Genomic DNA, 14,478 nt, shown 5'->3' with positions numbered 1-14,478 from the left:
GGCCGTGGACATGAACAACAGTCAGCTGCGCGAGCGCCTGCAGAAGGCCGTCACCCTGGCTAAGGCCGCAGGCGACGTCCTGGCAGTGATTCTCATCGACCTCGGCGGCTTCAAGCAGATTAATGATTGCCACGGCCATCAGGTCGGCGATGCACTGCTGCTGGAGGTGGCGCAGCGGCTCAAGGGCGCACTACGCGAATGCGACCAGGTGGCGCGAATCGGCGGTGACGAGTTCGTGATCATTGCCCATCTGGGCGTGACCGAGCAGGAACCACGCCAGCGGGGAGAGCACATCCTGCAGTTGCTGATGGCGCCCTTCCGGATACAGGGGCGATCCCTGCGGCTGGGGGCTAGCCTGGGCATCAGCCTTTATCCGGGGACGAGTCGGGGGACGGATCAACTGCTCAGTGACGCGGACCTGGCCAGGTCTCGGGCGAAGATGGCCGGCGGCAACTGTCTGCGCCTGTTCCAGGGTGAAATGCGTGAGCAGAAAGAGGATGAATCGCGCGGCGTCGAGTGTCTGCGCCGGGCATTGGCTTCCAACGACTTGGAGCTGCATTACCAGCTGCAGTTTGAACTGGCTGTCCCCCATCGTCCGGTGGCCATGGAAGCCTTGCTGGGTCGGTCGGATGGCGCCCACGGGGCGGTTTCGCCGGATCGCTTCATGCCCTTGGCGGAGCAGCAGGGGCTGATGATGGCGATGGGTAACCGGGCGCTCGAGCGGGCCTGTCGCGACAACATGGTGCTGATCGAAGAGGGGCTGCTCGACGTGCCGGTGGTGGTAAATATCAGCGGCTCCACCTTCCTCCATTCCGACTTCCCTGGAAAAGTGCAGCGAATCCTGGGTAGCAGCGGATTGCCGAGTTCGCGTCTGGAGCTGCAGATCACCGCGGAGGTGGCAGGCGGTGGCCTGGAGGAGGCCGCCAGGCAGATGGCCAGGTTGCGCCAGTGCGGCGTGCGACTGAGCATCGATAATTCCGGCTCCGGCTCCGGCTATTGCTCATCTGGCGCACTGAAGCACTTGCCCTTCGATCGTTTGAAGATCGATCGCTCCTTCGTTGCCGGCCTTCTCGATGATTCCCGCGACCAGGCCATCGTCAATGCCATGTTGCTTCTGGCCAAGGGCGCTGGTGTGCAGTTGGTGGCCGAAGGCATCGAGACCCCCGAGCAGCTGGCCTATCTTCAGCGCTGTGGTTGCACGCAAGGGCAGGGTCCCTGGTATGCCCGTCCCATGCCACTCGATCGACTGCGAGCATTGCTGCAGGTTCTATCGCCATCGTCTGCAGCGTGCTGAACCGCGCCGGGAGTCTGGCTGGGAGGGTATGTCGATGAGAGCCGTCTGGCTGGCTTGGCTGTTGTGCTGGTGTCGCGCGCCCAGGGTACTGAAGCTCGGCTGCAGCAGGATGACCTTCCCGGTCATCGCTTGGGCCTGGTGGGTGGGCATTTCTACCCGGTGTTACAGGCCCAGTTGGCCAATCCCTTGGTCGTGCGGCAGGACGCTGCCGACGAGGGGGCAATATTCAACGCCTGGTGCGCGGCTGGGTGGACGCCGCAGTGGTGAGCCGACGCACCCTCGAGTTCGAGACACGCCGGCAAGCGGCCCTGCGCCAGCTGTTGTATGTCGCCGCAGATGAACTTGTGTCCTGCCAGCGACACCTGTTGCTCCCCCCCAGCTATGCCGCCCTGTTGCCCGAACTGAACAGCCCCGTCCGCCAGTTGCCCGAAGATCCGCAGTGGCAAGCGCTCCTGATGCGCTATCGCCGAGGGCATCAGGGCTTTCAGCCAGCGGCAGCGGTCTGGCATGGACTGGTCGACGACATGTCATCAAATGAAAAGTCGCTGACGCTTAATGTGAAGCCTCTAGGGGAGGGGGGCTTTACTGTCTATTCCACAAGTGTGCTGAACGGTTCGTTCAAGCGCCCTCCAACTGCAAGGAGATCGACGTGGAAAAACTGCACACCAATGCCACCGTGCTGATCGTTCCCGGCCTGCGCGAGCATGTGCCCGAGCACTGGCAGACGTTGCTGCAGGCTCGCCTGGAGAAGGTGCGTGCGGTGCCGCCGCTGGAGGAGAACAAGCTCAGCCTGGCCGCCCGGGTCGAAGCTATACAGGGGGCATTGGAGCAGATCGATGGCCCGGTGATCCTGGTCGGGCACAGTGCCGGCGTACTGATGCTGGTGCACTGGGCGAGTCTTCACCAGCGGTCAATCAAGGGCGCCCTGCTGGTCGCGCCGCCCGATCTCGACGGCAGCTGGCCGGCAGGCTACCCGAGCCCCGAGAGTCTGCGCGAAAACGGCTGGGACCCGCTGCCCAAGGGCACGCTGCCGTTCCCCAGCATCCTCGCCGCCAGCACCAATGACTACCTGGCCAGCTTCAGCGTTGCCACGCGGATGGCCGCGGAGTGGGGCAGCGAACTGGCCAACCTGGGTGACGTCGGTCATCTCAATCCTGCTTCGGGCTTCGGCGAATGGCCCAAGGCCGAAGACTTCATTCGTCAGCTGGATCGCTGAAGGAGCGCGCCACTCTTTTTGAGTCGCAGCGCTGACCAGGGCTGGGCAGCGGGGCAATACAGGAACGCAGGGATTGCAGGGTTGCTATACAGAATGAAGGCAGTTGTCAGTACCCCAAGAACACAACAAGCGGAGACAACGCAATGCACAACAATAAAAGTTACAGCGTCAACCCCTTGCGCCGCAGCCTGCTGGCCTCGGCCATCATCGCCGCTAGCATACCGGCGGCCCATGCTTTCGAGGTCGATACCGGCAGCGAAGACTGGAGCGTCCGCTTCGACAACACCCTCAAGTACAACTACGGCGTGCGTGCCGAGAGTGCCGACAAGCGCCTGCTGGGCACGCCGAACAACAACGACGGCGACTACAACTTCCGCAAGTCCGGTACCAACATCACCAACCGCGTCGATCTGTTGACCGAGCTGGACGTGGTTTATCAGCGGGCGATGGGCTTCCGCGTCAGTGCGGCGAGCTGGTACGACAAGGCCTACGACAACACCGGCTCCAGCTCCAATCCGTTCGTCAACGGCAATGGCGCCGTGAGCGGCATGGTCGGCCAGCACCCCCTGGTCGGAGCCTTCTCCGGTCTCGACGGCGTGGGCAACGGTAGCCCGCACCTGAGCAACTATGCCCAGCGCTACTACAGCGGGCCATCCGGCGAGATCCTCGACGCCTTCCTGTTCTACAGCACCGAGGTCGGCGAGGAGTCGCTGTTCAGCATCAAGGCCGGCCAGCACAACGTATTCTGGGGCGAGACCATCCTCAACCCGGTGCATTCGGTCAGTTACGGCCAGTCCGGCCTGGACCTGGCCAAGTTGGCCGCTTCGCCAGGCACCGAGGCCAAGGAACTGTTCGTCCCGCGCAACCAGATTTCCGCCACCTTCACCCTCAATCCCGAGCTGACCTTCGGCGCCCAGTATTTCCTCAAGTGGGACGAGGCCCGCCTGCCCGAGGCTGGCACCTACTACGGAACTTCCGATGTGCTCGGCGCCGGCGCGCAGTCCTTCCTGCTCGGTCACACCGCCACGCCGCCCGGTTTCCTCGGCCAGGACGCGCTGACCAACGTGCGTCGCGGCGATGACAACACCCCCGATGATCGCGGCGACTGGGGCCTGATGGTCAAGTGGTCGCCGGAGTGGCTGGACGGCACCCTGGGCGCCTACTACCGCAACACCTCGGACATCCTGCCGCAGGCCGTGCTGGACGCCCGCTCGCTGTCGCTGACCCAGGGTGGCTGCGTGGTAGCCCCGGGCGGCGTGGTGAACGTACCCGCTACCGGGGTATGCCGTCTGGTCGACTCCCTGGCCGGCACCAGCTACAGCCTCAGCTACGGCGACGACATCGACATCTATGGCCTGAGCCTGTCCAAGAGCTTCGGCGACGTCAGTGTTGGCAGCGACCTCAACTTCCGTCAGAACATGCCGCTGGCCAGCATTCCGGCCATCATCAGCGCCACCGGGCCGGGCGGTCTGGCGGCTGGTCTGGGTGCACTGCCGGCGCGCACCCCGGGCACCGGGGTGGTCACCGACCTGCCGCGCGAAGGCGACAGCATGAGCGCCACCGGTGACACCCTGCACTGGACCGTGAACGGCCTGGTGGCCATCGCCGAAACCCCGCTGTTCGATTCGGCCACCCTGCTCGGCGAGCTGTACTACAGCAACCTGATCAGCCTCGATAGCAAGAACGAGGCGCTGTACAAGGGCAAGAGCACCTACCGCGGCATCGACAAACCGACCCGCGACAATTGGGGTCTGGCGGTCAACTTCACCCCGACCTGGTACCAGGTGTTCCCGGGTGTCGACCTGAGCGCGCCGATGTCGATCAACGTCGGCCTCGATGGCGTCTCCCCAGTCGTAGCAGGCGGTGCCGAAAACACCGGCAACTATGCGGTAGGCGTGAGCGCGGCCATCTACAACAAGTACTACGTCGACCTCAAGTACGTCGACTCTTTCGGCGAGACGGATAAGTGCGACGACGGCGCCACCGACGGCTCCACGCCGAACGCCCTGGATGGTCCCGAGCGTTACACCTGCTACGGCGGCGGCTACTCCTCGTTCTCCGGCGGCGGTGCCACCGGCGAAGACCGTGGCGCCATGTACCTGACCTTCAAAACCACCTTCTGATCCGCGAATAACCTAGCCACTAGGCAGGAGTACAACAAGATGAAATTCGTGACTACGCTGCTGGCCGCCTCTCTGGCCACCGTGATTTCAAGTGCCGCCCTGGCGGCGGTATCGGCCGAGGAAGCGGCCAAACTGGGCACCAGCCTGACTGCGGTCGGCGCCGAGCAAGCCGGCAACGCCGACGGCTCCATCCCGGCCTTCGACGGCGGCCTGAAGACCGCACCGGCCGGGTTCAAGGCCGGCGACACCTTCCGTCCCGATCCCTTCGCCGACGAGAAGCCACTGCTGGTGATCGACGGCAAGAACCTCGAGCAGCACAAGGACCAGCTGACGGCGGTCACCGCCGAGTTGGCCAAGCGTTTCCCCAGCTTCCGTATCGATGTCTACCCGACTCATCGCACGGCGACCCTGCCCCAGGCCCTGCTGGATAACACCCTGAAGAACGCCACCGGCGCCAAGTCGCTGGAAGGTGGCAACGCCATCGACAACGTCCTGCCGGGCGTGCCTTTCCCGATTCCGCAGTCGGGAGCAGAGGCCATGTGGAACCACCTGCTGCGCTACCAGGGGGTCGCCTACTCCACCAAGTACGACTCCTGGAACGTCGACTCCGCAGGCACCCCGACCCTGGCCACCTCCGGTATGGCCTTCAATTCCTACCCGATCTACGAAGATCTGAACAAGGTCATCGACGCCAAGGACACCTACTGGCAGACCAAGCTGTACTACAGCGGTCCGGCCCGCCGCGCCGGCGAGTCGCTGATGCTCAAGGACGCCGCCAACCCGCTGGTGCAAGCGCGCCGTGCCTGGCAGTACCTGCCCGGCGTGCGCCGGGTCAAGCTGGCGCCGAACCTGGCCTACGACACGCCGAACCCGGGCACCGCCGGCTCCGGTACCTACGATGATGTCTATGTCTTCAACGGTGGCCTGGACCGCTACGACTGGAAACTGGTCGGCAAGAAGGAAATGTTCGTGCCGTACAACACCTACGCGCTGACCTACATCAAGGATCCCAAGCCGCTGACTACGCCGAACCACCTGGCACCCGAGTTCGTGCGCTGGGAGAAGCATCGCGTGTGGGTGGTCGAAGGCACCCTCAAGGAGGGTGCGCGCCATATCTACCAAAAGCGCCGCTTCTATCTGGACGAGGACAGCTGGGTGGCCCTGGCGTCCGACCAGTACGATGCCCGCGGCCAGCTGTATCGCGGCTCCTACAGCTTCTTCACCCAGAGCTACGACGTGGATACGCCCAACACCGCCCCCCACGTGATCTATGACCTGGTCGGTGGTAACTACAATATCAACGGTGTGGTCGGCCCTTACGGCGGCATCAAGTACATCGAGCCCCTGTCGAAGGTGCAGTGGTCGCCGGAAGCCCTGGCAGGTGCCGGTATCCGCTAAACGCAAGCTAACAATAGCACTCACCGGTCCGCTGCCAACCCAGGCGGCGCGACCGGCAGCTGACCGGCTTTGCCGGCCGGTCAACAGGAGCTGCTGACCCTGACGCCGGGGCTGTACCACGGGTGCACTCCGGCGCCCTTTTTCCAAGAGGACGCGTTATGTGTTCTGTCAGACAGTATGTGCGGCTGGCGCTGTGTGCCACGCTGGTACTGCTGCAGGCTGTCGCCCAGGCAGCCGGCTTTGTCGATGTGCTGGAACTGCCGGCCAAGCCCAGTGCCCTGGCGCAGCGCAGTCCCCTGCTGGACGTCACCCGCGCGGGCGAACGGCTGGTCGCCGTTGGCCACCGTGGCCACATTCTCTATTCCGATGATGCCGGCCAGTCCTGGCAGCAGGCCGCCGTGCCGGTCAGCTCCGACCTCAATGCCGTGCATTTTCCCACCGCCGAGCAGGGTTGGGCGGTCGGCAACGACGGCGTGATCCTGCACAGCAGCGATGCCGGCGCCAACTGGAGCAAGCAGCTCGATGGCCGTGACATCGGCGCCCTGCTGGTCGAGCATTACGGCGCCCTGGCCAGTGCCGAGCCGACCAACGAAGACTGGCCGCGGCTCGCCGCCGAAGGCCAGCGCCTGGTCGAGGAGGGCGCCGACAAGCCGTTCCTCGACGTCTGGTTCGCCGACGCCAAGCGTGGCTATGCGGTCGGCGTATTCAACCTGATCCTCGCCACCGTCGACGGTGGCCGGAGCTGGACGCCGCTGCAGGACCGCACCGACAACCCACAGGGCCTGCACCTCAATGCCATCGCCTGGACCGGCGATGCGCTCTACCTCGCCGGCGAACAGGGCCTGCTGCGCAAGTGGGACGCCGCGCAGGAGCGCTTCGTCGCCGTCGAGACGCCCTATCAGGGCAGCTTCTTCGGCGTCATCGGCCGGCCCGGCGAGTTGCTGGTCTATGGCTTGCGCGGCCATGTGTTCCGCAGCAGCGACGGCGGCGTCAGCTGGAACGAACTGGACAGCGGCCTGCAGGTCAGCATCACCGCCGCCGCGCTGGATGCCCGCGGCGACTACCGGCTGTTCACCCAGGCCGGACACATGCTCCGGGCCAGCGCCGAGGCCGCCCTGCAGGTGGTGCCGCAGGCCCAGCAATCGCCGGTCGCTGGCGCCAGCCTGGCCGCCAATGGCGCCCTGGTGCTGGTCGGTGGCCGTGGCGTGCGCGCCCTGCCAGTCGAATAACCAGAAAAATTAGAAGAGCGAGTACCCTGCCATGGGCAAAATAAAGCAAGACACCATGCCGGTGATCCGCGACTTGCGTGAGTTCGATCCGAGTACCGGCAACCTGCTGGAACGCCTGGTGTTCAACCACCGTCCACTGTTCGTCCTGTTCATGGTCGTGATCACCCTGGTGCTCGGCTACATGGCCGTGACCCGCCTGGAGATGCGCCCAAGCTTCGAGAAGATGATTCCGCAGAGCCAGCCGTACATCCAGAACTTCCTGGAGAACCGCGCCTCGCTGCGCGGGCTGGGCAACTCGGTGCGGGTGGTGGTGGAGAACACCGAGGGCGACATCTTCGATCCCGAGTACTTGGAGGTGCTCAAGCAGGTCAACGACGAGCTGTTCGTCACCCCGGGCGTCGACCGCGCCTGGATGAAGTCGCTGTGGAGCCCGGCGGTGCGCTGGACCGAGGTCACCGAGGAGGGCTTCCAGGGCGGCCCGGTGATGCCCGACGCTTACAGCGGCCAGCCGGCGGACATCGAGCTGCTGCGGCAGAACATCACCCGGGCCGGCATCGTCGGCAGCCTGGTGGCCAGCGATTTCAAGTCGAGCATGCTGATCGTGCCGCTGCTCGACAAGGACTCGGCCACCGGTCGCGGCATCGACTACCACCAGTTCTCCCAGGTGCTCGAGGAGAAGCTGCGCGACCGCTACGAGTTCGCCGGCAGCAGCGCTGCGCTGCAGGCCGACGAGGAAGGCCAGGGCAAGATCAAGATCCGCGTGATCGGCTTTGCCAAGCTGGTCGGCGACCTGATCGACGGCCTGATCCAGGTGATGATGTTCTTCGCCATCGCCGTGGCGGCCGCCTTCGTCATCATCCTGCTGTACACCCGCTGCCTGCGCAGCACCCTGCTGGTGATCGGCTGCTCGCTGATGGCCGTGGTCTGGCAGCTGGGCATCGTCGCTTGGCTGGGCTATGCCATCGACCCCTACTCGGTGCTGGTGCCCTTCCTGATCTTCGCCATCGGCGTGTCGCACGCGTCGCAGAAGATGAACGGCATCATGCAGGACATCGCCCAGGGCACCCACAAGCTGGTGGCGGCACGCTACACCTTCCGTCGCCTGTTCATCGCCGGGGTCACCGCACTGCTGTCCGACGCGGTGGGCTTCGCCGTTCTGATGCTGATCGACATCCCGGTGATCCAGGACCTGGCGATCACCGCCAGCATTGGCGTGGCCGTGCTGATCTTCACCACCCTGCTGATGATGCCGGTGGCGCTGTCCTATGTCGGCGTCAGCGCCAAGGCCGCCGAACGGGCGCTGAAGATCGACAGTAATGCCGCCGAGCATCGCGGCTTCGGCAAGCTGTGGGACCTGCTCGACCACTTCACCACCCCCCGCTGGGCGACTGGTGCGGTGACGGTGGCGCTGCTGTTGGGCATCGGCGGCTTCATGGTCAGCCTCAACCTGAAGATCGGCGACCTCGACAGCGGCGCCCCGGAACTGCACGAGGACTCGCGCTACAACCGCGACAATGCCTACATCACCGGCCACTACGCGCTGTCCAGCGACCTGTTCGCGGTGATGCTCAAGACCGAGCCGGAAGGCTGCCTGAACTACCGCACCCTGGTCCTGGCCGACCGCCTGGCCTGGGAGTTGCAGCAGCACCCGGGGGTGCAGACCACGGTGTCGCTGGTCAACGCGGTGCGCCAGATCACCGCCGGCTCCTTCGAGGGCAACCCCAAGCTGAACAGCATCCAGCGCAACCAGAACATGCTCAACTACGCGGCGCAGCAGGCCTCGGTCAACGCCCCCGAGCTGTTCAACACCGATTGCTCGCTGATGCCGGTGATCGCCTTTCTCAAGGACCACAAGGCCGAGACCCTGGACGCGGTGGTGGCTATCGCCGACCGGTTCGCCCGCGACAACAGCAGCGAGGAGCGCCAGTTCCTCCTCGCCGCCGGCAGCGCCGGGATCGAGGCGGCGACCAACATCGTGGTGCGCGAGGCCAACCGCACCATGCTGTTCTACGTCTACTCGGCGGTGACCCTGTTCTGCCTGATCGCCTTCCGCAGCTGGCGGGCGGCGCTGGTGGCGGTACTGCCGCTGATGCTGACTTCGATCCTCTGCGAGGCGCTGATGGTGTACATGGGCATCGGCGTCAAGGTGGCGACCCTGCCGGTGATCGCCCTCGGCGTCGGCATCGGGGTGGACTACGCGCTCTACCTGCTCAGTGTGCAACTGCACTATCAGCGTCAAGGTATGCCGCTGATAGAAGCGTACCGCAACGCCGTGTCCTTTACCGGTCGGGTGGTCGGGCTGGTCGGCATCACCTTGGCTGCCGGTGTGATCTGCTGGGCCTGGTCGCCGATCAAGTTCCAAGCTGACATGGGCATCCTGCTGACCTTTATGTTCCTGTGGAACATGCTCGGTGCGCTGATCCTGATCCCCGCACTGTCGCACTTCCTGCTGCCCAAACATCGGGTGTGAGGTGTCGCTGCTACTCAGAATCCTAAACGGTAAACGATGGCGGCGTTGCCTTGGCGGATACACCGAAGCCTTGAGTTTTTTGTACGGACGAAGGCTGGCAGTGTGTCCGCGCGGGAGCGAGGCAGGGCAGGGAATCAGCCGATCCCGCCGGTTCCTGGCAGTTCTCCTGCTGCCGCTCTGTATGGCCGCTCCCGTATAGGGGCAACGCTGTCCGTGTGCATCAGCGACGAGGCTTTTCCACCCTTCACCTTTCCCGACCGCGAGGGGAGCAGCCAACAGCTGATCCGGCAGGCGGCGGAGCGCCAGGGATGGCGTGTGAATTTTGTCCCCCAACCATGGCGTCGATGCCTGGCGGGGGTGGACGGGGGTGGAGGAGGGTTTGTACAGTGGCGCCGCCGGGGCTTCGGTAACGTCAGAATATCAAGCCTATATGGCGTCGCTCTGGAAAGGCGGATCCGCTACGCGCCCTGGGTGTCACCCGCTTGGTGCTCTATCGTCCGGCGGACAGCTCCGCCTGGAGGTATTGCCGGTCCCCTTCGGCGAGGCACCGATCTATCTCGCGATAGGGCGGCGATTCTATGAGCGCCGCAGTCACCTGGTAAACGTCATCTGGGACGAAATTGCCGCGCTGCGGCAAACGACCGGACCTTCGATCGGACCGTTGCAGAACGCCGGTTTGCCCCCTTTTGCGCCGCAGGAATAATGGCGACGGCCAGGTGCAACCCCGGCTGTCCCTGTAGGTAGTTTTTCAACGGCCTGTTAGGCGTCCTTTTGCCATTTCATTCGATAGTGGCCGGGACTTTCGCCCGTCCACTGCTTGAAGGCCCGGTGAAAGGCGCTGGCTTCGCGGAAACCGGCTTTCTCGGCAATCGCCGCGATACTCAACTCGCGGTTGTGCAGGCAGTCAAAGGCAATGGCGCGGCGTACCTCGTCTTTCAATTCCTGAAATGAGAAGCCCTCGCGTTGCAACTGGCGGCGGAAGCTGGCGACACTCGTGGTCCGTTCGGCCGCCATCTCAGCCAGGGTCGGCCACTGTTCGTAGCTGCAATGGCGCAACGCCTTGTACACCCAGGCACTGAGTCCCTGGCGGTTGCTGAAGCGGACGATCAGCCATTGTGGCGAGGTGCGCAGGAAGCTTTTCAGCGCCGGCAGATCTTGCACCACCGGCAGTTGCAGATAGCTGGCGGCGAACTCGATTTCGGTATGGCTCGCCTCGTAGGTCAGGTTTGGCCCCCAGAAGAGGTGGTCATCGCTATGGTCGGGCCGCGGATGACCGAACTGCGAGCGATCAATGGGAATACGCCTTCCCGCCAGCCAACAGAGCAGGCCCAGTACTGCACTCAGGTAGATTTCCTCGGCGACGCTACGCACCGTCGGGTCCTGCTGGTGGTTGTGCAAGCTGATCACCGCACGCTCTCCGTGCAGCGACAGCTTGCCCTGAATGTCTCTTATGAACAGGCGCAAGCTGCCCAGGCACTGGCGCAAGGCCTGACCGAGGCTGTCCGTCTGGATCAGGCCGCGGGATATCAGGGCGAAGCTGCCCAGGGGCATGCCGTGGGAATCGTAGCCAAGGAACTCATCGTCCAACTCCTGGGCCACCGCCAGCCACAGGGCGGCAAATCGCGTGGCGGCGACGCGAGTGTTGGATGCTGACAGCAACGGCTCGGCGATGCCTGCCCGCAGCAGGACCTGGCTAATACGCTGTGGGTCATCACCCAGCCCGTAGAGGGCGGCACGGACAAAATACGTGGACACCGAGTCCTTCTCTTGCATGGCGCTCGCTCGTTGCGGGTGGTTATCGGAGGTTGCAAAAAACATCAGACAAAGCGGTCATTTTCGGCATAGGCAGGGGGCATGTTGCCCCCTAGTCTATCTCGCTGTGACGGCCTCGCGCCCAACCTTCTCTCGCATCCTCAGGATGCCAGCGCCATAGGAATCTCCCATGTCCAATCCTGAAGTTTTCATCGTTAGCGCCGCCAGGACGGCGATCGGCTCCTTCGGCGGATCGCTCAAGGATGTACCGCTGGCCGATCTGGCCACCACCGCAGTCAAGGCCGCACTGCAACGCAGCGGCTGCGACGCCTCGCAGGTGGGTCACCTGGTGATGGGTACAGTCATTCCCAGCGAGCCGCAGGACGCCTATCTCTCACGGGTGGCGGCCGTCAACGCGGGCATTCCCAAGGAAAGCCCGGCCTTCAACGTCAACCGCCTCTGCGGTTCCGGCCTGCAGGCCATCGTCTCGGCGGCGCAGAGCTTGCTGCTGGGCGACTGCGACATCGCCGTTGGCGCTGGCGCCGAGTCCATGAGTCGCGGCGCCTATCTGTTGCCTGGCGCCCGCTGGGGCGGGCGCATGGGCGATATGAAAGCCGTCGACTACATGCTAGGCATCCTGCATGACCCCTTCCACAACATTCACATGGGTGTCACCGCGGAGAACATCGCCGAGCGCATGGGCATCAGCCGCGAAGCTCAGGATACCCTGGCCCTGGAGAGCCAGCAGCGAGCGGCGCGGGCCATCGCCGAGGGACGTTTTCTCGGGCAGATTGTCCCGGTCGAGCTGAAGACGCGCAAAGGTGTGCAACTGTTCGAGGTCGACGAGCACGTGCGCGGGGAGACCACTCTGGAACAGTTGGCGCAGATGCGCACGGCATTCAAGCGAGACGGCACGGTAACCGCTGGCAACGCCTCGGGACTCAACGACGGCGCCGCCGCGGTGGTCATGGCCAGCGCGACGGCAGTACAGCGTGATGGACTGCGCCCGCTGGCGCGCCTGGTGAGCTACGCCCATGCCGGTGTAGAGCCGGAACTGATGGGCCTGGGACCGATTCCGGCGACCCGTCTGGCCCTGCAGCGCGCTGGCCTGAAGGTTTCCGACCTGGACGTCATCGAGTCCAACGAAGCCTTTGCCGCTCAAGCCTGCGCGGTGGCCCGCGAACTGGACTTCGATCCAGCCAAGGTCAACCCCAATGGTTCGGGCATTTCCCTTGGCCATCCGGTCGGCGCCTCCGGGGCGGTCATCGTCACCAAGGCCATCCACGAGCTGCAGCGCACCCAGGGTCGCTACGCCCTGGCGACCATGTGCATCGGCGGCGGCCAGGGCATCGCAGCGATTTTTGAACGCGTCTGAACGGCACTGACAGGTGAACAGCATGAATCTGGAAAGAATTGGCGTGGTCGGCGCCGGAATCATGGGCAGCGGCATCGCTCAAGTGTGTGCCCTGGCCGGTTTCCAGGTGACCCTGGTGGATGTTGCCGTGGCGGCGCTGGACCAGGCCCGTAATGGCATCGCCGGCGGCCTGGAACGCCAGGTGCAGAAGGGGATGCTGACGGCCGAGCAGCGTGAGGAGAGCCTGGAGCGGATCAGCACCTCGACCGATTATGCCAGTCTGGCCAATGCCGGACTGGTGATCGAGGCAGCCACCGAGAACCTCGAACTCAAGCTGCGCATCCTCGAACAGCTCAGTGCCCAAGTCGATGCCCAGGCGATCATCGCCAGTAACACCTCGTCGCTGTCGATCAGTCAGCTCGCTGCGCGGGTCAGCCACCCAGAGCGGTGCATCGGTCTGCACTTCTTCAACCCGGTGCCGCTGATGGCGCTGGTGGAGGTGATCCGCGGTGTGCAGACCAGTGATAGCTGCCAGGCGCATACCCTGGCCTTCGCCGAGCACATCGGCAAGGTCGCCATCAGCGCCGGTAATCGTCCGGGATTTGTGGTCAATCGCATCCTGGTACCGATGATCAACGAGGCCATCTTCGTCCTGCAGGAGGGCTTGGCCAGCGCCGAGGATATCGATACCGGCATGAAGCTGGGGTGTGGCCAGCCCATGGGGCCGCTGGCGCTGGCCGACCTGATCGGCCTGGATACCCTGCTGGCGATTGTGGAAGCCTTCCAGCGTGAGTTCGGCGATCCCAAGTACCGTCCTGCGCCGCTGCTGCGCGAGTTGGTGGCGGCCGGTCGCCTTGGCCGCAAGAGCGGCGAAGGCTTTCATCGCTATCCCTGATCCGTAGCCGGGTACTGAGCGCTGTCGGGTGCGCCAAGGAGTCCATCGTCATGAATACCAAGCGCAAAACCAGTCACGACTGTCCCGAGCAGACAGATGATGCGTCGCTGGCGCGGATCGAGCAGATTCGCAGCAAGGCCCTGGAGCTGTTCGCCGAACGTGGGTTCTCTCGGGTCGGCATGCGCGAACTGGCCCTGCGCCTGGGAATCGGCGCCGGCTCGTTCTACCACCATTTCGTCAGCAAGGAGCAAATGCTCTTCGAACTGATCGAGGAGCTCTACGAAGACCTGCACGACGCGGCGACGCTGACCCGCGCGGGCTCGGCCACGCAGCGCCTGGAAGGTCTGCTGCGGGCGCATATCGCACTACATGAGCGGCGCAGCTTGCATTTCCTCATGGCTGAACAGGAGCAGCGCAACTTGTCGCCGGCGCACTGCCAGCAGATTCGCCAGATGCGCGAGCAGTATGAACACGAACTCTTGTCTCGTCTGCGCGCGGCGGGCGCTCGAGCAGCCGATACGGTGCTCAGGGCCTGTGTGCAGACAACAGTGACCTGGCTCAACGGCCTGTCGATTTCTGGCGCAGCCAGCGGCCTGGACACCGCACAAAGGCTGGCCCTGACCCATGACATGATCATGAGAGCTTTGTCCGGCGTACTGCCGCAAGCAGATCATGACGGCTCGACCGTCGTAGCACTGCAAGCCGTTACTGCTGTCCCGCAGGCCTGAACCCTACTTCCTTCGGGCT

The 14,478-nt window shown here is 64.3% G+C and carries 11 protein-coding genes; 10 read left to right on the top strand and 1 reads right to left on the bottom strand.

What is annotated here, in order from left to right; genetic code table 11:
- Positions 1–10: 10 nt before the first annotated feature.
- From FBY03_RS18290 to FBY03_RS18260, 7 genes are all read left to right on the top strand, one after another.
- A complete protein-coding gene (locus FBY03_RS18290) occupies positions 11–1,294 on the top strand; it encodes a bifunctional diguanylate cyclase/phosphodiesterase (RefSeq protein ID WP_178090691.1) in 1,284 nt (427 codons plus the stop codon).
- Positions 1,295–1,357: 63 nt separating this feature from the next.
- Positions 1,358–1,561 (top strand): hypothetical protein, encoded by a 204-nt coding sequence (locus FBY03_RS18285; RefSeq protein WP_147173785.1) that lies wholly within the window; start codon positions 1,358–1,360, stop codon positions 1,559–1,561.
- Positions 1,562–1,943: 382 nt separating this feature from the next.
- Entirely contained in the window at positions 1,944–2,510 is a 567-nt protein-coding gene (locus FBY03_RS18280) for an alpha/beta hydrolase (RefSeq protein ID WP_147173784.1), read from the top strand.
- Positions 2,511–2,653: 143 nt separating this feature from the next.
- Positions 2,654–4,633, top strand: a complete 1,980-nt coding sequence (locus tag FBY03_RS18275; protein WP_147173783.1) for a DUF1302 domain-containing protein — start codon at positions 2,654–2,656, stop codon at positions 4,631–4,633.
- A 39-nt stretch (positions 4,634–4,672) separates the two neighbouring features.
- A complete protein-coding gene (locus FBY03_RS18270) occupies positions 4,673–6,031 on the top strand; it encodes a DUF1329 domain-containing protein (RefSeq protein WP_147173782.1) in 1,359 nt (452 codons plus the stop codon).
- Between the two features lie 158 nt (positions 6,032–6,189).
- Positions 6,190–7,260: a YCF48-related protein gene (locus FBY03_RS18265; protein WP_147173781.1), complete on the top strand. Its 1,071-nt coding sequence runs from the start codon at positions 6,190–6,192 to the stop codon at positions 7,258–7,260.
- A 31-nt stretch (positions 7,261–7,291) separates the two neighbouring features.
- On the top strand, positions 7,292–9,730 hold the full coding sequence (locus FBY03_RS18260) for an RND family transporter (RefSeq protein WP_147173780.1): 2,439 nt from the start codon (positions 7,292–7,294) through the stop codon (positions 9,728–9,730).
- Between the two features lie 759 nt (positions 9,731–10,489).
- On the opposite strand, the gene FBY03_RS18255 is transcribed toward FBY03_RS18260, so the two are convergent.
- Complete coding sequence (locus FBY03_RS18255; protein ID WP_147173779.1) at positions 10,490–11,503, bottom strand: AraC family transcriptional regulator; 1,014 nt, start codon at positions 11,501–11,503, stop codon at positions 10,490–10,492.
- 169 nt (positions 11,504–11,672) lie between these two features.
- Between FBY03_RS18255 and FBY03_RS18250 the strand changes: the two genes are divergently transcribed.
- From FBY03_RS18250 to FBY03_RS18240, 3 genes are read left to right on the top strand one after another with little or no spacing between them, the layout of a single operon-like run.
- Entirely contained in the window at positions 11,673–12,857 is a 1,185-nt protein-coding gene (locus FBY03_RS18250) for an acetyl-CoA C-acyltransferase family protein (RefSeq protein ID WP_147173778.1), read from the top strand.
- 22 nt (positions 12,858–12,879) lie between these two features.
- Positions 12,880–13,731, top strand: a complete 852-nt coding sequence (locus FBY03_RS18245; protein WP_147173777.1) for a 3-hydroxybutyryl-CoA dehydrogenase — start codon at positions 12,880–12,882, stop codon at positions 13,729–13,731.
- Between the two features lie 50 nt (positions 13,732–13,781).
- Positions 13,782–14,459 carry a TetR/AcrR family transcriptional regulator gene (locus tag FBY03_RS18240; protein WP_147173776.1) on the top strand — a complete coding sequence of 226 codons (678 nt, stop codon included), beginning with the start codon at positions 13,782–13,784 and terminating at the stop codon, positions 14,457–14,459.
- The last annotated feature ends 19 nt before the right edge of the window (positions 14,460–14,478 follow it).

This window comes from Pseudomonas sp. SJZ079 (assembly GCF_007993865.1).
In the GTDB taxonomy this organism is placed as follows: Bacteria; Pseudomonadota; Gammaproteobacteria; order Pseudomonadales; family Pseudomonadaceae; genus Aquipseudomonas.
The sequence above is the reverse complement of the archived record's forward strand: the minus strand, read 5'-3'. Positions and strand labels throughout refer to the sequence as shown.

Excerpts from the sequence above, each read along its gene's own strand:
- FBY03_RS18240 (WP_147173776.1), top strand. The coding sequence starts at position 13,782 with ATGAATACCAAGCGCAAAACCAGTCACGACTGTCCCGAGCAGACAGAT.
- FBY03_RS18250 (WP_147173778.1), top strand. The coding sequence starts at position 11,673 with ATGTCCAATCCTGAAGTTTTCATCGTTAGCGCCGCCAGGACGGCGATC.
- FBY03_RS18275 (WP_147173783.1), top strand. The coding sequence starts at position 2,654 with ATGCACAACAATAAAAGTTACAGCGTCAACCCCTTGCGCCGCAGCCTG.
- FBY03_RS18270 (WP_147173782.1), top strand. The coding sequence starts at position 4,673 with ATGAAATTCGTGACTACGCTGCTGGCCGCCTCTCTGGCCACCGTGATT.
- FBY03_RS18265 (WP_147173781.1), top strand. The coding sequence starts at position 6,190 with ATGTGTTCTGTCAGACAGTATGTGCGGCTGGCGCTGTGTGCCACGCTG.
- FBY03_RS18260 (WP_147173780.1), top strand. The coding sequence starts at position 7,292 with ATGGGCAAAATAAAGCAAGACACCATGCCGGTGATCCGCGACTTGCGT.
- FBY03_RS18290 (WP_178090691.1), top strand. The coding sequence starts at position 11 with ATGAACAACAGTCAGCTGCGCGAGCGCCTGCAGAAGGCCGTCACCCTG.
- FBY03_RS18245 (WP_147173777.1), top strand. The coding sequence starts at position 12,880 with ATGAATCTGGAAAGAATTGGCGTGGTCGGCGCCGGAATCATGGGCAGC.
- FBY03_RS18255 (WP_147173779.1), bottom strand. The coding sequence starts at position 11,503 with ATGCAAGAGAAGGACTCGGTGTCCACGTATTTTGTCCGTGCCGCCCTC.